This is a genomic window from Rodentibacter caecimuris (assembly GCF_001019715.1).
GTDB lineage: Bacteria > Pseudomonadota > Gammaproteobacteria > Enterobacterales > Pasteurellaceae > Rodentibacter > Rodentibacter caecimuris.
In genome coordinates this window covers 475,257-494,964 of the sequence record NZ_BBXJ01000001.1, presented here as the reverse complement: position 1 = coordinate 494,964, position 19,708 = coordinate 475,257, and the positions used below count along the sequence as shown (strand labels likewise).

General features: G+C 40.8%; 19 protein-coding genes, 1 tRNA gene and 1 other annotated feature. Of the genes, 13 read left to right on the top strand and 7 right to left on the bottom strand.

Annotated features, from left to right (window positions below):
- Nucleotides 1-72: 72 nt before the first annotated feature.
- Nucleotides 73-1,041, bottom strand: coding sequence for a 23S rRNA pseudouridine(955/2504/2580) synthase RluC (gene rluC / locus PNEUHYL_RS02260; RefSeq protein ID WP_059365661.1), 969 nt, complete (start codon nt 1,039-1,041; stop codon nt 73-75).
- A gap of 402 nt (nt 1,042-1,443) precedes the next feature.
- Between rluC and rne the strand changes: the two genes are divergently transcribed.
- A complete protein-coding gene (gene rne, locus PNEUHYL_RS02255; RefSeq protein ID WP_059365660.1) occupies nt 1,444-4,245 on the top strand; it encodes a ribonuclease E in 2,802 nt (933 codons plus the stop codon).
- A gap of 139 nt (nt 4,246-4,384) precedes the next feature.
- Nucleotides 4,385-4,474 (top strand) — tRNA-Ser (locus PNEUHYL_RS02250).
- A gap of 48 nt (nt 4,475-4,522) precedes the next feature.
- Here PNEUHYL_RS02250 and priC read toward each other — a convergent pair.
- From priC to gloA, 4 genes are all read right to left on the bottom strand, one after another.
- Nucleotides 4,523-5,107, bottom strand: a complete 585-nt coding sequence (gene priC / locus PNEUHYL_RS02245; RefSeq protein WP_059365659.1) for a primosomal replication protein PriC — start codon at nt 5,105-5,107, stop codon at nt 4,523-4,525.
- Between the two features lie 35 nt (nt 5,108-5,142).
- Complete coding sequence (locus PNEUHYL_RS02240) at nt 5,143-6,495, bottom strand: Na+/H+ antiporter family protein (protein ID WP_059365658.1); 1,353 nt, start codon at nt 6,493-6,495, stop codon at nt 5,143-5,145.
- An 89-nt stretch (nt 6,496-6,584) separates the two neighbouring features.
- Nucleotides 6,585-6,707 (bottom strand) — a sequence feature (His leader region).
- 123 nt (nt 6,708-6,830) lie between these two features.
- Nucleotides 6,831-7,481: a ribonuclease T gene (gene rnt, locus PNEUHYL_RS02235; RefSeq protein ID WP_059365657.1), complete on the bottom strand. Its 651-nt coding sequence runs from the start codon at nt 7,479-7,481 to the stop codon at nt 6,831-6,833.
- A gap of 74 nt (nt 7,482-7,555) precedes the next feature.
- Nucleotides 7,556-7,963: a lactoylglutathione lyase gene (gene gloA, locus PNEUHYL_RS02230; RefSeq protein WP_059365656.1), complete on the bottom strand. Its 408-nt coding sequence runs from the start codon at nt 7,961-7,963 to the stop codon at nt 7,556-7,558.
- Between the two features lie 271 nt (nt 7,964-8,234).
- Between gloA and pgtP the strand changes: the two genes are divergently transcribed.
- Nucleotides 8,235-9,566 carry a phosphoglycerate transporter protein PgtP gene (gene pgtP, locus PNEUHYL_RS02225; RefSeq protein WP_059365655.1) on the top strand — a complete coding sequence of 444 codons (1,332 nt, stop codon included), beginning with the start codon at nt 8,235-8,237 and terminating at the stop codon, nt 9,564-9,566.
- A gap of 67 nt (nt 9,567-9,633) precedes the next feature.
- Here pgtP and cmoA read toward each other — a convergent pair whose 3' ends face one another.
- Entirely contained in the window at nt 9,634-10,359 is a 726-nt protein-coding gene (cmoA, locus tag PNEUHYL_RS02220; protein ID WP_059365654.1) for a carboxy-S-adenosyl-L-methionine synthase CmoA, read from the bottom strand.
- Between the two features lie 143 nt (nt 10,360-10,502).
- Between cmoA and aspS the strand changes: the two genes are divergently transcribed.
- From aspS to ruvB, 9 genes are all read left to right on the top strand, one after another.
- Entirely contained in the window at nt 10,503-12,269 is a 1,767-nt protein-coding gene (gene aspS, locus PNEUHYL_RS02215) for an aspartate--tRNA ligase (RefSeq protein WP_059365653.1), read from the top strand.
- Between the two features lie 85 nt (nt 12,270-12,354).
- On the top strand, nt 12,355-12,678 hold the full coding sequence (locus PNEUHYL_RS02210) for a MazG nucleotide pyrophosphohydrolase domain-containing protein (RefSeq protein ID WP_059365652.1): 324 nt from the start codon (nt 12,355-12,357) through the stop codon (nt 12,676-12,678).
- Nucleotides 12,675-13,235: an LOG family protein gene (locus tag PNEUHYL_RS02205; RefSeq protein WP_059365651.1), complete on the top strand. Its 561-nt coding sequence runs from the start codon at nt 12,675-12,677 to the stop codon at nt 13,233-13,235. The genes PNEUHYL_RS02210 and PNEUHYL_RS02205 overlap by 4 nt, the downstream gene beginning before the upstream one ends.
- The gene (gene nudB, locus PNEUHYL_RS02200) at nt 13,236-13,706 is read left to right on the top strand and encodes a dihydroneopterin triphosphate diphosphatase (protein WP_059365650.1); all 471 of its coding nucleotides are present in this window, start codon (nt 13,236-13,238) and stop codon (nt 13,704-13,706) included.
- Between the two features lie 27 nt (nt 13,707-13,733).
- Entirely contained in the window at nt 13,734-14,474 is a 741-nt protein-coding gene (locus tag PNEUHYL_RS02195) for a YebC/PmpR family DNA-binding transcriptional regulator (protein ID WP_059365649.1), read from the top strand.
- A 21-nt stretch (nt 14,475-14,495) separates the two neighbouring features.
- Nucleotides 14,496-15,023 (top strand): hypothetical protein, encoded by a 528-nt coding sequence (locus tag PNEUHYL_RS02190; RefSeq protein WP_059365648.1) that lies wholly within the window; start codon nt 14,496-14,498, stop codon nt 15,021-15,023.
- 63 nt (nt 15,024-15,086) lie between these two features.
- The gene (ruvC, locus tag PNEUHYL_RS02185; protein ID WP_059365647.1) at nt 15,087-15,659 is read left to right on the top strand and encodes a crossover junction endodeoxyribonuclease RuvC; all 573 of its coding nucleotides are present in this window, start codon (nt 15,087-15,089) and stop codon (nt 15,657-15,659) included.
- 60 nt (nt 15,660-15,719) lie between these two features.
- Nucleotides 15,720-16,334: a Holliday junction branch migration protein RuvA gene (ruvA, locus tag PNEUHYL_RS02180; RefSeq protein ID WP_059365646.1), complete on the top strand. Its 615-nt coding sequence runs from the start codon at nt 15,720-15,722 to the stop codon at nt 16,332-16,334.
- A gap of 10 nt (nt 16,335-16,344) precedes the next feature.
- On the top strand, nt 16,345-17,352 hold the full coding sequence (gene ruvB, locus PNEUHYL_RS02175; protein WP_059365645.1) for a Holliday junction branch migration DNA helicase RuvB: 1,008 nt from the start codon (nt 16,345-16,347) through the stop codon (nt 17,350-17,352).
- Nucleotides 17,353-17,417: 65 nt separating this feature from the next.
- Here ruvB and PNEUHYL_RS02170 read toward each other — a convergent pair whose 3' ends face one another.
- Nucleotides 17,418-17,723: a DUF5339 domain-containing protein gene (locus PNEUHYL_RS02170; protein WP_059365644.1), complete on the bottom strand. Its 306-nt coding sequence runs from the start codon at nt 17,721-17,723 to the stop codon at nt 17,418-17,420.
- Nucleotides 17,724-18,133: 410 nt separating this feature from the next.
- Here PNEUHYL_RS02170 and PNEUHYL_RS02165 point away from each other — a divergent pair, with 410 nt between their 5' ends.
- Entirely contained in the window at nt 18,134-19,699 is a 1,566-nt protein-coding gene (locus PNEUHYL_RS02165; RefSeq protein ID WP_059365643.1) for a cytochrome ubiquinol oxidase subunit I, read from the top strand.
- Nucleotides 19,700-19,708: the final 9 nt, after the last annotated feature.

Genomic DNA, 19,708 nt, shown 5'->3' with positions numbered 1-19,708 from the left:
GTCGTTATTATGAAATCATGATAGAAACGAGTTGTCTCCGGGTCCAAATATAACAATAAATGCCAAATTTGTCTATTTGCTTTCCCGTAACTTTTTCAATACGGCTTTTATTTTTTCATCAAGCGGTGCATTGAAGCGTAAGGTTTCGCCTGTTTTGGGATGTTCAAAGCGAATCGAAAAAGCGTGTAAAAACAAGCGGTTTAAGCCAAATACTTGTATTTGTGCATCAAAATCCTTATCTCCGTATTTGGCATCTAATGCAATGGGATGACCGGCATACTGAGTATGCACGCGGATTTGATGGGTTCGTCCGGTGATCGGTGACGCCTTTATTAAGGTTGCGTTAGAATAACGTTCCTCAATAGAAAAACGTGTTTCGGAAGGTTTACCTTGTTCACTCACACGCACGATACGTTCTCCGCCGGCAAGCTCATTTTTTAGCAACGGAGCTTTTACCACTTTAACATGCGATTGCCATTGTCCTCTTACTAGTGCCAAATAATCCTTTTGCACAGTTTTAAGGCGGAGTTGCTCGTGTAGATTGCGTAATGCCGATCGTTTTTTAGCGATTAACAAAATGCCCGAAGTATCGCGATCTAAACGATGAACGAGTTCTAAAAAACGTGCTTCGGGGCGTAATGCCCGTAAGGCTTCAATTACGCCGAAGTTCAAGCCGCTACCGCCGTGCACAGCAATACCTGAAGGTTTATTTAATATGATTAACTGATCGTCCTCAAATAAAATTTTATGTTCAAGATCCGCAACTTTATTTAAATTCTTAGAGACCGGCGGATTATTTTTTTCTGTTGTACGCACAGGCGGTAAGCGCACTACATCACCGCTCTGCAATTTATATTCCGGCTTAATCCGCCCTTTATTTACCCGTACTTCACCCTTACGTACAATGCGATAAATCAAACTTTTCGGCACACCTTTTAACTTTGCCAACAGATAATTATCAATGCGCTGACCGGCTTCGTCTTCATTAATTGTGAGCATTTTTACGGAGGAATTGATGATATTTTCTTTTTGTTCTGTCATTTTTTCACCTTTTGAAAATTGGCATAAATCATATCATAAAAGCCTTATCTAAGGTAATTATGACCTTGCTAATTTATCGGTTTCTATGGATAATAGAGCGTCTTTTTACGTATAAAATTGGGCGTAAAAAATGACAAATCAGGTTGGTGGAAACTCAATGCGGCATTTGGCATAAGACATTGATAATCAACATTTTTCTTGAAAATAAACAAGCTGCTTGTAACGCGTGTGAAACATCGCGTTATTTTATTAAACAATCCTTTTATCGTTTCATAACGTTATCAATGCACCCAGCAACATACAATCGTGAGATTGATTGGCGCGAGAAACACGAGGTCGATAACGAAGCAAGGTGCGGTTTATTTTGAGGTACTTTTAAAAATTTTAAAAAGAGAATCGACAATGAAAAGAATGTTAATCAATGCGACTCAAAAAGAAGAGTTGCGCGTGGCGCTTGTTGACGGACAACGCCTTTTTGACTTGGATATTGAAAGTCCGGGACATGAACAAAAAAAAGCCAATATCTACAAAGGGAAAATTACCCGAGTAGAACCAAGCCTTGAAGCGGCTTTTGTGGATTATGGTGCGGAACGCCATGGTTTTTTACCTTTGAAAGAAATTGCACGAGAATATTTCCCGGCTGATTATGTATTCCAGGGGCGTCCTAATATTCGTGATATTTTGAGCGAAGGACAAGAAGTTATTGTTCAAGTAAATAAAGAAGAGCGCGGTAATAAAGGTGCTGCGCTGACAACCTTTGTTTCCCTTGCCGGCAGTTATTTGGTGATTATGCCGAATAACCCGCGTGCGGGTGGGATTTCTCGCCGTATTGAAGGCGATGAACGCGTAGAATTAAAAGAAGCACTAAGTTCATTAGATGTGCCGGAAGGTGTGGGCCTCATCGTTCGTACTGCGGGCGTAGGTAAGTCGCCGGAAGAATTACAATGGGACTTAAAAGTGCTATTACATCACTGGGAAGCGATTAAACAAGCCTCGCAAAGCCGTCCGGCACCGTTTTTGATTCATCAAGAAAGTGATGTGATAGTACGTGCAATTCGTGATTATTTACGTCGTGATATCGGGGAAATTTTAATTGATAGTCCGAAGATCTTTGAAAAGGCGAAAGAACATATCAAGTTGGTTCGTCCGGATTTTGTGAACCGTGTGAAATTATATCAAGGCGAAGTTCCTCTCTTCAGTCATTATCAAATTGAATCTCAAATTGAATCTGCCTTTCGACGCGAAGTCCGTTTGCCGTCAGGCGGTTCAATCGTGATTGATGTAACGGAAGCCTTAACTGCGATTGATATTAACTCTGCGCGTTCAACCCGTGGCGGCGATATTGAAGAAACCGCACTGAATACAAACCTTGAGGCCGCGGATGAAATTGCACGCCAACTACGTTTACGCGATTTAGGCGGATTAGTGGTTATCGACTTTATTGATATGACGCCAATTCGTCATCAACGCGAAGTAGAAAACCGAATTCGTGATGCGGTACGCCAAGATCGTGCTCGTATTCAAATTAGCCGTATTTCACGTTTTGGCTTGTTGGAAATGTCTCGTCAGCGGTTGAGCCCGTCACTTGGCGAATCTTCCCACCATATTTGCCCACGTTGTCAAGGAACGGGCAAAGTGCGTGATAATGAGTCCCTTTCTTTATCAATTTTGCGTTTAATTGAAGAAGAGGCTCTGAAAGAAAATACTAAGCAGGTTCATACCATTGTGCCGGTGCAAATTGCCTCTTATCTGTTAAATGAAAAACGTAAAGCAATCAGTAGTATTGAGAAACGTCATGACGTTGATGTGATTGTCGTTCCAAATGAAGCCATGGAAACGCCGAATTTTAGCGTATGCCGTATGCGTGAGGGGGAAGAACTGAATGAGCTCAGTTACAATTTAGCAAAAATCCATTGCGCGCAGGATGATGTTGCTGATGAATCATCGGTTTTACGAAGCATTGAAACGACGGTTGTTTCCGAGCAACCGGCAGTAGAAAGTGCGGCACTCTCACTTTCTATTTCCGAAGCCGCTCCGACACCGTTAGAACGTAAATCGAACGAGTTGTCGTTATTGGCAAAAATTATTGCAAAAATTAAAGCGTTATTTACCCCTGAACCGGTTGTTGAGGAAAAACCAAAACACAATCGTAATAGCAATCGTCACCAACGTCGTTCTCAAGATCGCCGTAATGCGTCGCATCGTTCTAAATCCGAGAATGCGGCAGAGAAAACAGAGCAGGAAAATGCACCTTCTACGCGTGAGCGTAATCAACGTCGCTTACGTCGTCATTCCGTTGCAAATGAAAATCCAAATGAAAGTGCGGTCAATTCTACGCTTGTTTCCGATCATTCTGATAATAAAGCTGATAAAGCAGAGCAGCCGGCGCAACAACGTCGTCAACGCCGTGATTTACAGAAACGTGTGCGCATTGATGAGCCTACTGTTAATGTCTCTCCTGCACCGGTGTCAAACGTTGAAGTTGTTGAGGAGACGGTAGAAACAACACCAACTGAAGTTACCCAAGTAGTAGAGGTTGAGGAGAAACAAAATCGTCATGATCGTCAGCGTCGTACGCCACGTCATTTGCGTGCAAATAATCAACGTCGTCGCCGTCAAGAGCCTAAATCGCCAATGCCGTTGTCTTTCGCTGTTTTTTCTCCTGAATTGGCAAGCGGGAAAGTATGGGTGGATTATTCGACATTGAATGCGGCGACAAAAGAAAATAGTTTCTTGTCTGTTGATGAATTGCTTGAGCAAGAAAAAACGAAGAAAGGATTTATCACGCCGGCTACCGGTATTGTGATTGAAAATACTTCAGTCGAAGTAAAACCTGCTTTAGATTTTATTACGCAACCGGCAAATGAATCGGTACAGAAAAAAGTTCAGGAGTCATTGGAGCGTCTTAATGCAGAGAAAGGGCAAGAGCAAGATGAAGTTGTTCCCAATGAGATTGCTGAAGTCGAAAACTCGGCTAAATTTGACCGCACTTATGAATTTTCAGGCCGTTTAGGCACGATTTCTTCGGTTACTCACACTAAGGCTGAGATGACACTTGCAAAAGCCGGCGAAGAAATAGCCGATCCTTTCCCGATTGTGGAATGGTCGGAGTCGCGTTACTACTTCTACGGAAAAGGGGCGGCGGGGCATCATAGTGCGATTAGTCATGTGTATTCCGAGCCAACTCATGCAAAAGCGGAATAGATAAAAATTAAATTGGTACGAAAGTACCAATTTTTTTTGCGTTTAAAATTGAACTAAAAATAAGCACTCAAGAAAAAGAGGCCTTTTTATTCTTGACGAGATTGGGGAAAAAACGTATTATTCCCCTCGCTTAAATCACGGAGGAATGGTCGAGTGGTTGAAGGCACCGGTCTTGAAAACCGGCGAGGGTTTACGCCCTCCGTGAGTTCGAATCTCACTTCCTCCGCCATCAAATTCAAAAAATCCCTTAATCTTTTGGTTAAGGGATTTTTCTTTGCTATTTATCTGTTTTATTGTTGCTTTTTTGTTCGTCTTTAAAGCTTAAATATTCTTCTAATAAATCAATTGCTTCTTGGCATTTTTGACGACGACATTTATAGCTATTGGCTAGCTCCTCCATTCTTTTTTGTTCTATAGGATCATTTTTTGTTTGAGCGGAATCTCGATACTGTTGATACAAATTATTCAGCTGCTCAAGTGCTTCGTAGTATTTCTCTAAACGTTCGCGAGGAGGTAATTTATGGATACTATGCTGTGCTTTTTTTACAGCCGGATTTGGTTGCCGTTTTTGTCGGGTAAAAACCGTATTGTTTCGATTTAGCGTTTCGGACAATGCGTTACATTGCTTGAACAAATGTTCTGTCATAAAGCGGTAATGATTTGCATCATTAGAATTAAGCGATTTTATTCTTATCAGCGTTTGGTTAATTTCAGCAAAATAAAATGACAGGGTTTGCCCGTTTTCACTAAATAAAGTGCGGTCAAATTTCGTGAATATTTTTTCTTCAAGTTGGGCTGAATGGATTTGATAAAGCTGTTGAACCTTTTGTTCCAGCTTTTCAATGAGTTGTTGAATGAGCATAAAAAAATCCCCCGATGAGTGGGGGATTATAATCGTTAAAGATACATTGCTGCAATCCAACCGAATACCAATAATGGAATATTGTAGTGAATGAAGGTTGGCACAACAGAATCCCAAATGTGATCATGTTTACCATCTATATTCAATCCTGAGGTCGGCCCTAAGGTGGAGTCGGAGGCCGGAGAACCTGCGTCACCAAGTGCCGCAGCTACGCCCACTATTGATACGGTTGCCAGTGGTGAGAAACCAAAGGAGAGACAAAGCGGTACGTAAATTGAGGTTATAATTGGTACGGTAGAGAAAGACGAGCCGATTCCCATCGTGATTAATAAACCGACAATCAACATCAGAAACGCGGCTAAGCCCTTACTTTGAATTGCGCCATTACTGAGGCTCTGCACCAAATCCGTTACGCCAGTGGTGGCATTAATTACATTTGCAAAACCTGAGGCGGCAATCATCACAAAGCCGATCATAGCCATTAAACGCAAGCCTTGTTGGAAAATATCATTACTTTCTTTGAGTTTGAAAATACCGAATAGGGCAAAGACCGTTAAACCGACTAAACCGCCAATAATTGTCGAACTGGTAACAAGTTGCGTTGCAAAAGTTGCAAAAATTGCAATCAGGCTTGCTGTAATTTGTTTTGGTTTAATATTGGCAATATGTGCTTCAATTTCTTTTGTTGTTGGTTCTTCAACAAGAACGTTGTATGTACGAGGTTTGCGATAGGTGATAAATACGGCGGTTAATAAACCTAAGATCATACCGATTACCGGTAGTAACATTGCAAGAGAAACTTGGGCGATATCCGTTTGCAAGCCAAGATTTGCCCCTGCTTGATTGATATTTTTTACCAAGATACTTTCAATAAAAATTTTACCGAATCCCACCGGTAGCAACATATAAGTGGCGGTTAAACCGAAAGTGAGCACGCAAGCAATAGCACGGCGGTCAATGTTTAAGCGATTAAAGATTGAAAGCAATGGCGGCACGACAATTGGGATAAAGGCAATGTGAACGGGTAGTAGGTTCTGGGATGAAATAGAAAATAAGACTAAAATGCCGAAAATTAAATATTTTAACCATGCAAGATTGTTACTTGTCGGTGTTCTATTTATTTTTGTGATGATTTTATAGGCGATTAAATCAGTAATACCGGATTTAGAAATCGCGATAGCAAAAGCGCCGAGCATGGCATAGTTCATTGCGACTTCCGCTCCGCCTCCCAGTCCACCGGTGAAGGTTTCAATGGTTTTAGTTAAACCAAGACCACCGCATAAACCGGCTGTAAGTGCGGCAATGACTAGCGCGATAATGACATTAATACGCAGTAAGCTGAGCGTCAGCAAAACGATAATTGAGATAACAACGGGGTTTGATAACATTGTGTTTTTCCTTATAAATTAATGTGTAAATTGAATTGGTTATAATTTTATTGAATGTGTAATATTGATGGTTTGCACTCCTCTAATCATAAAATAACCCCTCGAAAGTTGCCTTCCGAGGGGTAAGATTTTTTATTATCCTGTCTGCTCGGAAGAAATCTTCCAAGCACACCAAAAACCTGAAAGATTATTCAGTTAAATGGTGGCGATGATGGCGACGGATTAGGTTCATTTTTAAATCTCCAAATAAGAATTGCTGTCTAAGCTACTGTAAAATGAGAAAAATTGCAACCTAATTTTTAAAAATAAAGTGCGGTTATTTTTTATTCCGTTTTTCATTGTGCGGCAATATGCGGAAAACCACCTAAATTTTTTAAATGATTTACCATATAGCAAAATAATTCAGCAGTACGTTCCGTATCATAGAGGGCTGAATGGGCTTGTTTTCCATCAAAAGGAATATTGGCGGCTTGACAGGCTTTTACTAATACTGTTTGACCAAACATTAAGCCTGCCAGACTTGCCGTATCAAACATGCCGAAAGGGTGAAACGGATTGCGTTTTACACCGGTGCGTTCTGCCGCTGCCATCACGAAACTTTGATCAAAGGTCGCATTATGGGCTACGATGATGGAACGCTGGCATTCAGCCTCTTTTTGCCCTCGGCGTACCATTTGAAACAGTCCGGTAATTGCATCTAACTCTGATACGGCACAGCGCAACGGGTTATGAATATCGATGCCGTTAAATTTTAATGATTCCGGATTGATATTTGCGCCTGTAAAAGGCTCAATATGAAAATGGCATTTTTGATCCGGCTGTAAATAGCCGTTTTCATCCATTTTTAACGTAATTGCCGCTAGTTCTAATAAGGCATCTTTTTTGGCGTCAAAACCTGCGGTTTCCACATCAATGATGACAGGAAAATAACCGCGAAAACGATTTTTTAATTGATTGTGATAAGGAATTTCTGGAGAATCGGGCATTATTTATCCTTAAAAAATAAAATAACGCAGGTGAACCTACGTTATTAAAACATTGTAGAAAATGACCGCACTTTTTAATTACCCAGTCCGGCTTTTGCGTTTTTATTTTCAATAAATTCGATTTTGTAACCATCAGGATCTTCTACGAAGGCAATTACCGTGCTACCGCCTTTCACCGGACCAGGCTCACGGGTAACTTTACCGCCGTTTGAACGCACTGATTCGCAGGTTGCATAGATATCATCCACGCCAATCGCAATATGTCCGTATGCCGTACCGAGTTCATATTCCGTGACGCCCCAATTATAAGTCAGTTCAATAACCGAGGATTTATCTTCATCGTCATAGCCTAAAAATGCTAAGGAATATTTATATTCGGGATTTTCACTGGTACGCAATAAACGCATTCCTAATACATCTTGATAAAATTTAATTGAGCGCTCTAAATCACTTACTCGTAACATAGTGTGTAAAATTCGCATGGGTCTAATCCTTTTTGAACAGGGAAAGAAACGGGCTGATTATGTCATAAATTGAGTAATAAATCAGTAAAAGCGATTAATAAAGCATTATCTTTTTGAAATTATTGGGATGAAAGTGACATTATTTGATTTAAAACAAAATTGTTAAACAGTACAAATGCTACACTTCACCCCCTATTTTGTGCTGATGTTCATTTCAAATGTGTTAGTAACAAAACACAAATCTTTTGTTTCAATCAGTGTGTTTAAATCTTACCTATAAGGGGTTTGTATGTTTTCTTTTTTAAAGGCCTCTCCACCGGCTCCACGAATTGATCGTTCTAGAACCGATTCTGAATATAAAAAATTACGTTGGCAGGTTTTTGCAGGAGTGTTCATCGGTTATGCTGCGTATTATCTTATTCGCAAAAACTTTTCTCTCGCAATTCCTTATTTAATTGATGAATATGGTTTTACCAAAGCCGACTTAGGTACTGTCGGGGTTGCATTATCACTTGCTTATGGTTTTAGTAAGTTCATTATGGGGAATGTATCTGACCGGAGTAATCCAAAATATTTTATTACTATTGGTTTACTTGGTTCTGCCGTGGTGAGCTTGATTTTTGGTTTAGTGCCGGCTGTGTTGGCTTCTATTCCGTTAATGATCATTTTAGCTGCCTTAAATGGTTGGTTTCAGGGGATGGGATATCCACCGGGTGCAAAAACGATGACTAACTGGTTTTCTGTGTCTGAGCGTGGTGTTTGGTGGAGTTGGTGGAATATATCTCACAATTTGGGCGGCGGTTTAATTGGGCCGTTGGCGATCCTTGGATTAGCCATTTTCGGTTCATGGCAATCGCTATTTTATTTGCCTGCATTAATAGCCATAGTGTTAGCTTTTATTATGTTTGGGCTAATGCATGACACACCGGAATCTAAAGGACTACCGCCGGTTGATGAATGGAAAGGCGAAAAAATCGTGCAGCATGTTGAGTCTGCGCATACGCTTTCTTCTAAAGACATTTTCAAAAAATATATCATCAATAACAAGTTTTTATGGTCAATTGCTATTGCAAACGTTTTTGTGTATTTCATTCGTTACGGCATTATTGACTGGGCGCCAACATACTTAAAAGAAGTGAAACATTTTTCTGTGGATAAGCAGAGTTGGGCATATTTCTTATATGAATATGCGGGTATTTTCGGTATGTTAGCCAGTGGTTATTTAAGTGATAAAGTCTTCAAAGGGCATCGGGCGCCGCCAATGTTATTATTTTTAGTCGGTGTATTAATCGCAATTATTGTTTATTGGAAAAACCCGGCGGGTAACCCGTTAGTTGATAATGTTTGTCTTGTTGCAATCGGTTTCTTAATTTATGGACCGGTGATGATGATTGGGTTACAGGCAGCCGATCTAGTTCCGCGTATCGCAACAGGTACGGCAACAGGTTTAACCGGTTTGTTCGGTTATTTATTAGGATCGGCAAGTGCAGGCTATGTAATGGGTAAACTGGTTGATTTATTTGGATGGGACGGTGGTTTTTATGCACTGATTGTGTCTTGTTTCTTAGGATTCCTCTTTATTGCATTCACTTTATTTCATAAACCAAATGTATCGAACTAATTCTTAGTTTTTCTATAAAAAGCGCTCATTTTAAAGCCTATGTAACATTGAGCGCTTTTTTATTTCACTATTTCACTGCCACCATTGAGCCAAAATTAAAACATTGGAACCAAAGCTCGACTTGTGAAAATCCTACGTTTTTTAACCGCACTTTGTGGGTTTCAATGCTATCTGTACGCATCACGTTTTCCAAGGCCGTACGCTTTTGGCTCACTTCCAATTCGCTGTAACCGTTGGCACGCTTAAATTGGTGATGTAAATTAATCAGCAATTCATTCACTTTTTCATCTTCAAAACGAAATTTTTCTGAAAGCACTAAAACGCCATTAGGATTTAAACCTTGGTAAATTTTGCTGAGTAACGCTACGCGATCTTCAGGCGGTAAAAATTGCAGGGTGAAATTTAAAATCACCATGGAAGCATTTTTGATTTCAACATGGCGAATATCGTCACATAAAATTTCTACAGGCACGTCGCTATGATAGGCGGTAACATGTTGGCGACAGCGTTCCACCATTGGTTGGGAATTATCAATACCAATAATTTTTACATTGGGGTGATGAATATTACGACGTACGGAAAGGGTGGCGGCACCCCGCGAGCAGCCGAGATCATAAACATTGCTGTTTGCCGTCACAAAGCGTTCGGCAAGCATACCGATGGCAGTAATAATATTGGAATAGCCGGGAATCGATCGTTGAATCATATCGGGGAAGACTTCGGCAACGCTTTCGTCAAAAGTAAAATCGCCCAGTTTTTCAATAGGCGCGGAGAAAAGGGTATCTTTTTGCATATCATTTTGAAGAGAGTTAAAAGTGCGGTTATTTTAGAGAAAGTTTTATCAGGCGCAAATAAATTTCCGTTTCCAATTTAAAAGCAACATCAATTTCCGTATAATCAGCCCGTTAATTTCAGAATATAAAAGGAATATAAAAAATGATGCGTACACATTATTGCGGTTCTCTAAACCGTAGCCATGTCGGACAAGAAGTGATATTAAGCGGTTGGGTTCATCGTCGTCGTGATTTAGGCGGTTTGATTTTTATTGATATGAGAGATCGCGAAGGGATCGTACAAGTCTATTTTGATCCGAAATTTCAAGATGCCCTTACTGCCGCAAGTACGTTGCGTAACGAATTTTGTATTCAAATCAAAGGGGAAGTAATCCCGCGTCCAGACAATCAAATTAATCAAAATATGGCAACGGGTGAAGTGGAAGTGCTTGCCAAAGAACTCAAAATTTATAATGCTTCCGACGTATTACCGCTCGATTTCAACCAAAATAATACCGAAGAGCAGCGTTTAAAATACCGTTATTTAGATTTACGCCGTCCGGAAATGGCGGAGCGTTTGAAAACCCGTGCCAAAATCACCAGTTTTGTGCGCCGATTTATGGACGATAACGGCTTCCTTGATATTGAAACCCCAATGCTCACTAAAGCCACACCGGAAGGCGCGCGGGATTATTTAGTGCCGAGCCGTGTGCATAAAGGCAAATTTTATGCCCTGCCACAATCGCCGCAGCTTTTCAAACAGCTTTTGATGATGTCGGGGTTTGACCGTTATTACCAAATCGTCAAATGTTTCCGTGATGAAGATTTACGTGCCGACCGCCAACCGGAATTTACCCAAATCGATGTGGAAACCTCTTTCTTAACCGCGCCGGAAGTACGTGAAATTATGGAAAATATGATCCATGTCTTATGGAAACATATTCTCAATGTCGATCTCGGCAAATTCCCGATCATGACGTGGCATGAAGCGATGAGTCGTTTTGGTTCCGATAAACCGGATTTACGTAATCCGCTAGAGTTGGTCGATGTCGCAGAGATTGTTAAAGATGTGGATTTCAAAGTATTCCAGGGACCTGCGAATGATCCGAATGGCCGTGTTGCCGTGATTCGTGTGCCGAACGGTAATGAAATGACACGTAAGCAGATTGACGAATACACCCAATTTGTCGGCATTTACGGCGCAAAAGGCTTGGCGTGGTTAAAAGTGAACGATGTGAATACCGGTCTTGACGGTGTGCAAAGCCCGATCGCTAAGTTTTTAAATGAAGACGTGCTAAAAGCCTTGTTTGCCAAAGTTGGCCCGCAAACTGGAGACATTCTATTCTTTGGTGCGGATAAATGGAATGTTACTACCGATGCAATGGGCGCATTACGTTTGAAGTTAGGGCGTGATCTCGGTTTAACCCGTTTAGACGAATGGCAACCGCTTTGGGTTATTGATTTCCCAATGTTTGAACGTGATGAAGAAGGCTGTCTTGCCGCAATGCATCATCCGTTCACTTCACCGCGTGATTTTACCCCAGAAGAATTGGAAGCCAATCCGACTAATGCTGTTGCCAATGCCTACGATATGGTGATTAACGGCTATGAAGTCGGCGGTGGTTCTGTGCGAATTTTCGATCCGAAAATGCAACAAACCGTATTCCGTATTCTTGGTATTAACGAGCAGGAACAGCAAGAAAAATTCGGTTTCCTACTTGACGCTTTAAAATTTGGTACACCGCCGCACGCAGGCCTTGCCTTCGGTTTAGATCGCTTAGCGATGCTGCTTACCGGCACGGAAAATATCCGAGACGTAATCGCTTTCCCGAAAACCACCGCAGCAGCGTGTTTGATGACAGAAGCGCCGAGCTTTGCGAATCCGCAGGCGTTGAATGAGCTGGCAATTAGCGTTACTGCTAAAGAATAATCACAAAGCCCTTTAACTCACGGATTTAAGGGGCTTTTGTTAAGCGCAAGGGGTTACATTTCCTTGAAATGATGCAAAAAATAAAATGACACTACAAACTTATCAACACTGGCTAGTAAAATATTATAAACGTCGGCAGTGGTATGACTATAATCCCTTTATTCGTTTGAATTTTTTAACGGAGGAAGTCGGGGAATTAGCACAAGCGGTGCGGGCGTATGAAATCGGGCGGGATAGAGCTGATGAGTCGCAATTATCTCGGCAAGCCCGTTTGGCACATATTCGGGAAGAGTTAGGCGATGTGCTAAATAATGTGCCGATTTTAGCGGACAAATACCAACTTGAGCTGGCGGGGATAATGCAAGACAATCAACAAAAATTACAACGGCGTTTGGAGGAGACAGAATGAATATTACCGTTTATTGCGGTGCAAGTTTGGGCAATGATCCGGTTTATCAGGCTTCGGCGGTAAGTTTGGGTAAATGGATCGCCGCTAATCGGCATACGTTAATTTACGGTGGCGGACGAGCGGGGCTGATGGGCGTGATTGCCGACACCGTACTGGCTGAAGGCGGTAAGGTTATCGGCGTTATCCCAACTTTTTTGCAAGCGAGGGAATTGGCTCATGGCGGCTTAACTCAGCTGATCACCGTAGAGACGATGCAGGCGCGTAAGAAAAAGATGATTGAGCTGGGCGATGCTTATATTGCCTTAGCCGGCGGGCCGGGGACGCTAGAGGAAATTAGCGAGGTGATTTCGTGGGCGAGAATCGGGCAAAACCCGAACCCGTGTATTCTGTTTAATCAAAGTGGCTATTACAATTCCCTCAAAATGTTGTTTGAGCAAATGGTGAAATCAGCATTTCTCACAACAGAGGATTACCAAAAAATTTTATTTTCCGATGATTTAGAGGAAATCGCCCGCTTTATTGCCACCTATCAAGCGCCTGAGATTAGACGTTATTAAATGAAGTATAAAAATCCCTATTCCGTTTTAGTGCTGATCTATGCCCAAAGTAGCGGGCGAGTGCTAATGCTTCAACGTCAAGATGATCCGACTTTTTGGCAATCCGTTACCGGTTCTTTAGAAGAAAATGAAACGCCACGTCAAGCGGTAATTCGGGAGTTGTGGGAAGAAGTGCGGTTAAAAATAACGGAAAATTCTACCGCACTTTTTGATTGCAATAAGAGCATAGAATTTGAAATTTTTCCACATTTCCGCTATAAATACGCACCGAATGTTACCCATTGCCGGGAACATTGGTTTTTGTTGGCAGTGGAACGGGAATTTATCCCACAATTATCGGAACATTTGGCGTATCAATGGGTCTCGGCGGAACAAGCCGTTAGAATGACAAAATCCCCGAATAATGCTGAAGCGATCAGAAAATATTTATTAAATGATACATTTGTTGAAACGAAAAATTATCCGTTTTAACAAAATAATTTTAAGAAGGAAAACAAAATGGCAGGTCATAGTAAGTGGGCTAACATTAAACACCGCAAAGCGGCACAAGATGCGCAGCGTGGGAAAATTTTTACAAAATTAATTCGTGAATTGGTGACTGCCGCAAAATTAGGTGGTGGCGATGTGTCGGCAAACCCACGTCTGCGTGCAGCGGTGGATAAAGCCTTATCCAGCAATATGACACGGGATACGATTAACCGCGCGATTGAGCGGGGCGTCGGCGGTGGCGATGACACCAATATGGAAACAAAAGTGTACGAAGGTTACGGTCCGGGTGGAACTGCTGTGATGGTTGAGTGTCTAAGCGACAACGCAAACCGGACAATCTCTCAAGTTCGTCCAAGTTTTACCAAATGTGGTGGAAATTTGGGTACGGAAGGCTCGGTCGGCTATCTCTTTAGTAAAAAAGGCTTGATTTTGATTGGAGCCGCAGATGAAGACGCTTTAACGGAAGCGGCGATTGAAGCGGGCGCAGACGATATTCAGCAGCAAGAAGACGGTAGCTTTGAGATTTATACCGCTTGGGAAGAATTAGGGACAGTGCGTGACGGTATTGAAGGAGCCGGTTTTAAAGTGGAATCTGCTGAAGTAACAATGATTCCTTCAACTACTGTTGATTTAGACGCAGAAACCGCACCGAAATTATTAAAATTGATCGATATGCTGGAAGAGTGTGATGATGTCCAGAATGTCTATCACAACGGTGAGATCAGCGATGAGGTTGCTGCACTACTTTAGTTTTTGCTCGAAGGAGTTCGAATGAAATTGATGAAATTTGCCCCGGCACTTGCAGCGGCACTCGTATTATCTGCCTGTTCAACCGCATCTGATGTTGTCTCAAACACCACAGATGCTATCAGCAAAACAACTAATGCGGTTGTAGGCGGTGCTTCACAAGCGGTAACTAGCGTGAAAGATGGTGTATCTAGCACAGTGAAAACCGTAACGGATAAATTAGATACTGCAACAAAATCGGCTGTGTATCTTTGTAAAGATAACACATTGGTTATTGCCACTTATGGTTTTGAGGCCGGTAAAGCGAAAAATGTAAATATTGCTTTTGGTAAAAAAGCGATCAAAGACTTAAAAGTCAATGAAAAAGCCCCAAACCCAGTAACCTTTGAATCTAAATCTTACCGTTGGAATGCTGATGTAGATTTCTCACTTGAAACATTTGATAAATCGTCTTCAGTAATGTTGACCAAATTAGGTAAACAAACCGATCAAATTTTAGTGAAAAACTGTAAAATTGATGAATTGGCTACCGCTAAAATGAATAATGAATAAGTAAGTATTTCAATTTGTTTTAAGGGACACCCAGTGTGTCCCTATTTTTTAGGTTGAGCGTAAATGACAATAATTTTAGGTATCGATCCAGGATCAAGAGTGACTGGTTACGGTGTCATTAAGCAAACAGGGCGACAATTAGATTACCTCGGCAGCGGCGCAATTCGTACGGTGGTGGACGATCTCCCCAGCCGTTTAAAACGCATCTATGCCGGAGTCAGTGAAATTATTCAGCAGTTTCAGCCGGATATGTTTGCGATTGAACAAGTCTTTATGGCAAAAAATGCAGATTCAGCACTGAAATTGGGGCAGGCAAGGGGCACAGCGATTGTCGCTGCGGTAAATCACGACTTGCCGGTATTTGAGTATGCGGCGAGATTAGTGAAACAAACCGTTGTTGGTGTGGGGGCAGCAGATAAGATTCAGGTTCAGGATATGGTTACGCGTATTCTGAAACTTTCCGATAAACCGCAATCGGATGCGGCAGATGCCTTAGCAATTGCGATTACCCACGCCCATACTATGAATCATTCTTTGCATATTGCGGGTTCTGCAAAAATAGTGGAAACCCAAGAAAAAATCACCGCACTTTTAAAAACTCGTTATAGCCGAGGGCGTTTTCGGTTAAAGAAATAACTGGATGTTCGTCCAGTTTTATTTTATTCTATGCAAAACTTTTATGCTTATGGATAAATTATGATTGGTCGTTTAACAGGTATTCTATTAGAAAAACAACCTCCTGAAATTTTAATTGATGTGCAAGGCGTTGGGTATGAGTTACTTTTGCCGATGACGAGCTTTTATGACTTGCCTGAGCTCGGACAGGAAACAACCTTGTTTACTCATCTTGCTATTCGAGAAGACGCCCATTTACTTTTTGGATTTGCACAAAAAACTGACCGCACTTTATTTCGTGAATTAATTAAAACCAATGGTGTTGGACCAAAATTGGCACTGGCAATTTTATCAGCAATGTCTGTTGAGCAATTTGCTTATGCAATTGAACATGAAGAGCTTTCCAAACTCGTTAAAATTCCGGGCGTAGGCAAAAAAACCGCAGAGCGTCTATTGGTTGAATTAAAAGGAAAATTTAAAGGTGTGAAACAAAATGAATTCTTTATAGAAAGTAAGCATATATCTAGCGAGCCTGCGGCTATTTCATATCAAGAAAACTCAGAAAATGAAGCCGTTTCGGCATTGATCGCATTAGGGTATAAACCAGCGGATGCTGCAAAAATGGTTAAAAGCGTGATAAAACCGGAATTAAATAGCGAACAACTAATTCGTGAAGCCTTAAAAGCGGCGTTATAAGGGAAAACGGATGATTGAAGCAGATAGAATTATTAGTAGTCAAGCGAAACTTGATGAAGACGTGATCGACCGTGCAATTCGTCCCAAATTACTGGCTGATTATGTTGGGCAGGCACAAGTATGCGAACAAATGGATATTTTTATTAAAGCCGCAAAATTACGCAAAGATGCTTTAGACCATTTGTTGATTTTCGGCCCTCCCGGGTTGGGTAAAACGACGCTTGCCAATATTGTAGCGAATGAAATGGGCGTGAATATTCGTACAACCTCAGGCCCTGTTTTAGAAAAAGCCGGTGATTTGGCAGCAATGCTAACGAATCTCGAACCCTATGATGTGCTGTTTATTGATGAAATTCATCGCCTTTCACCGGCTATTGAAGAAGTGCTTTATCCGGCAATGGAAGATTACCAATTGGATATTATGATTGGGGAAGGGCCGGCGGCACGTTCCATAAAATTGGAGTTACCTCCCTTTACTTTAGTAGGAGCAACAACGCGAGCCGGCTCTTTGACTTCGCCTTTACGCGATCGTTTTGGTATCGTACAGCGTTTAGAATTTTATTCGGTAGAAGATTTAACCTCAATTGTTGCTCGAAGTGCGGTTTGTTTAAACCTTGAATTAGAACAACAGGCTGCTTTTGAAGTTGCCCGCCGTTCTCGCGGCACTCCACGTATTGCTAATCGTTTATTACGCCGTGTACGTGATTATGCTGATGTAAGAAATGGAGGGGTGATTTCTTTGGATATAGCGAAGCAAGCGCTTTCTATGTTAGATGTTGATGATGCCGGCTTTGATTATTTAGACCGAAAATTATTGAGTGCCGTAATTGAGCGTTTTGATGGCGGGCCGGTTGGATTGGATAACTTGGCTGCAGCGATAGGTGAGGAGCGTGATACTATTGAAGATGTATTGGAACCTTACTTAATTCAACAAGGCTTTTTACAGCGTACTCCACGTGGAAGGATTGCAACAGCACAAACTTATCGCCATTTTGGTTTGCAAAAACTGGCATCTTAAACAAACGAATAACAAAAAAGACTTACTGAAATTTTCAATAAGTCTTTTTTGATTTAATACTTAGGTTAATTAGTTTGTTCGGAACTATCTTTCATACTATTTAGTTTCGCCAGTCCTACATTACAACTTTTTAGTTGGGTAGCAAGTTCCATTTCGAGAATTTGTTTTTTACTTTGATTGAGTTTATTTTTAATTTTACTAACCTGAGTATGTGTACCGGGCTGTTTTTCCGCTTGAATGATTAAATTTTCTGCTTCTTTAAATAATTGAGCACATTGCGGTAGCATTTCATTAGATTTCTGCGGTGCGGCAATTGTTGAAAATGACCCGAGTGAAAAAAGTGCGGTCAAAATCATTGAAATTTTCTTCATTGTGAAATCCTTTAACAAAAATTATCCAAATATCTCTAAATTTAGCCGTCGGTGAAAATAGCAAAATATGCAGTGAATGTCTAGATATTAATCAATATTTTTGTAGATGATTAATTTTTATTAGAAAATAGGCAAAATTTTTTCCAGTTTATATCAAAAATGTGAGCGAGATAACATTTTAGCTGTTTTTTATCCTTATGATTAGTTGTAGAATACTACCTATTCTGAGTTGTCTGCTTCATAATTCATCGTTTTATTTTATTGTAATTCTTAAAAAGGTTTATTATGTGTAGTGATTTAGTGTTTGCTTAATTGGATCTAGTGGTTTAATTAGGTATTTGGGGTGGTTATTTAAAGAATAGTCTTTATTAATCATAGTGAGTGACTTGTCATTTTTACAAGAGGTTGGGATGTTAGACGTTGTTGAACTTTCTCGCTTACAGTTTGCCTTGACTGCGTTATATCACTTCATTTTTGTCCCTTTAACATTAGGTTTGACTTTCGTATTAGTAATTATGGAAACCACCTATGTTGTAACAGGCAAAGAAGTCTATAAAGATATGACAAAATTCTGGGGTAAGTTATTTGGTATTAACTTTGCCCTTGGGGTGACTACCGGTATCATTATGGAATTCCAATTTGGTACTAACTGGTCTTACTATTCTCATTATGTAGGTGATATTTTCGGTGCGCCGTTGGCGATTGAAGCATTGCTTGCATTTTTCTTAGAATCAACATTTGTTGGTTTATTTTTCTTCGGTTGGGAGCGTTTATCGAAAGGTAAACATTTACTGACCACATACTGTGTTGCGTTTGGTTCAAATCTCTCCGCAATGTGGATCCTTGTTGCAAATGGTTGGATGCAAAATCCGGTCGCATCAGAATTCAACTTTGAAACTGTACGTATGGAAATGACCAGCTTCATGGATTTATGGTTAAATCCGGTTGCACAAAGTAAATTCTTACATACGCTTTCTGCCGGTTATGTAACGGGGGCATTCTTCGTATTGGGGATCAGTGCATACTATTTATTAAAAGGTCGTGATCTTGGATTTGCAAAACGTTCTTTCTCTATAGCTGCAACCTTTGGTTTTATTGCTTCTATCTCAGTATTAATTCTTGGTGATGAATCAGGTTACGATATTGGTAAAGCTCAACCGGTAAAATTAGCAGCGATGGAGGCAGAATTCGAAACCCAACCAGCTCCGGCATCATTTCATATAGCTGCAATTCCTAATACTGCTGAAATGAAAAATGATTTTGAAATCAGCGTACCGATGGTTGGAGGTATAGTTGCAACCCGTTCTTTTGATACTGAAATTACAGGTTTGAAAGAACTTCAAGCTTTAAATGAGCAAAGAGTGCGCAATGGTATTGTTGCTTATGATCTTTTCACTCAATTGAAAGCAGAGAAAAAAGCATCAGGTCAAGTTAATCCGGAAACGAAAGCAAAATTTGAAGATGTGAAAAAAGATCTTGGTTTCGGTTTATTGTTAAAACGCTATACGGATAAAGTAGTGGATGCGACAGAAGAACAAATTAAACAAGCTGCACGCGACACTATTCCAAATGTAGGCCCTAACTTTTGGGCATTCCGCGCAATGCTTGCTGTAGGCGGTTTACTTGCACTATTAGCACTGGGTGCTTTTGTTCAAAACTTACGTAATAAAGTGACTCAAAGTCCATTATTGTTAAAAGCATTATTATGGAGTTTGCCTTTACCTTGGATTGCTATTGAATGTGGTTGGTTCTTAGCTGAGTATGGTCGTCAGCCATGGGCTATTTATGAAGTGTTACCGGTCGGTGTATCCGCTTCAAATTTAGCTGTAGGTGATCTTTGGTTCTCTATTGGTTTAATTTGTGCACTTTACTTAGCGTTTATCATTGTTGAAATGTATTTAATGTTTAAATATGCACGTTTAGGTCCGAGTGCATTGAAAACCGGCAAATACTACTTTGAACAATCATCTAAATAAGCAGGAGAC

Bases quoted from the DNA above. Each gene is read 5' to 3' on its own strand.
- gloA (WP_059365656.1), bottom strand. From the start codon at position 7,963: ATGCGAATTTTACACACTATGTTACGAGTAAGTGATTTAGAGCGCTCA.
- PNEUHYL_RS02240 (WP_059365658.1), bottom strand. From the start codon at position 6,495: ATGTTATCAAACCCCGTTGTTATCTCAATTATCGTTTTGCTGACGCTC.
- PNEUHYL_RS02190 (WP_059365648.1), top strand. From the start codon at position 14,496: ATGAAATTGATGAAATTTGCCCCGGCACTTGCAGCGGCACTCGTATTA.
- aspS (WP_059365653.1), top strand. From the start codon at position 10,503: ATGATGCGTACACATTATTGCGGTTCTCTAAACCGTAGCCATGTCGGA.
- ruvB (WP_059365645.1), top strand. From the start codon at position 16,345: ATGATTGAAGCAGATAGAATTATTAGTAGTCAAGCGAAACTTGATGAA.
- PNEUHYL_RS02165 (WP_059365643.1), top strand. From the start codon at position 18,134: ATGTTAGACGTTGTTGAACTTTCTCGCTTACAGTTTGCCTTGACTGCG.
- PNEUHYL_RS02170 (WP_059365644.1), bottom strand. From the start codon at position 17,723: ATGAAGAAAATTTCAATGATTTTGACCGCACTTTTTTCACTCGGGTCA.
- ruvA (WP_059365646.1), top strand. From the start codon at position 15,720: ATGATTGGTCGTTTAACAGGTATTCTATTAGAAAAACAACCTCCTGAA.
- priC (WP_059365659.1), bottom strand. From the start codon at position 5,107: ATGCTCATTCAACAACTCATTGAAAAGCTGGAACAAAAGGTTCAACAG.
- pgtP (WP_059365655.1), top strand. From the start codon at position 8,235: ATGTTTTCTTTTTTAAAGGCCTCTCCACCGGCTCCACGAATTGATCGT.
- PNEUHYL_RS02210 (WP_059365652.1), top strand. From the start codon at position 12,355: ATGACACTACAAACTTATCAACACTGGCTAGTAAAATATTATAAACGT.
- PNEUHYL_RS02205 (WP_059365651.1), top strand. From the start codon at position 12,675: ATGAATATTACCGTTTATTGCGGTGCAAGTTTGGGCAATGATCCGGTT.
- rnt (WP_059365657.1), bottom strand. From the start codon at position 7,481: ATGCCCGATTCTCCAGAAATTCCTTATCACAATCAATTAAAAAATCGT.
- rluC (WP_059365661.1), bottom strand. From the start codon at position 1,041: ATGACAGAACAAAAAGAAAATATCATCAATTCCTCCGTAAAAATGCTC.
- cmoA (WP_059365654.1), bottom strand. From the start codon at position 10,359: ATGCAAAAAGATACCCTTTTCTCCGCGCCTATTGAAAAACTGGGCGAT.
- PNEUHYL_RS02195 (WP_059365649.1), top strand. From the start codon at position 13,734: ATGGCAGGTCATAGTAAGTGGGCTAACATTAAACACCGCAAAGCGGCA.
- nudB (WP_059365650.1), top strand. From the start codon at position 13,236: ATGAAGTATAAAAATCCCTATTCCGTTTTAGTGCTGATCTATGCCCAA.
- rne (WP_059365660.1), top strand. From the start codon at position 1,444: ATGAAAAGAATGTTAATCAATGCGACTCAAAAAGAAGAGTTGCGCGTG.
- ruvC (WP_059365647.1), top strand. From the start codon at position 15,087: ATGACAATAATTTTAGGTATCGATCCAGGATCAAGAGTGACTGGTTAC.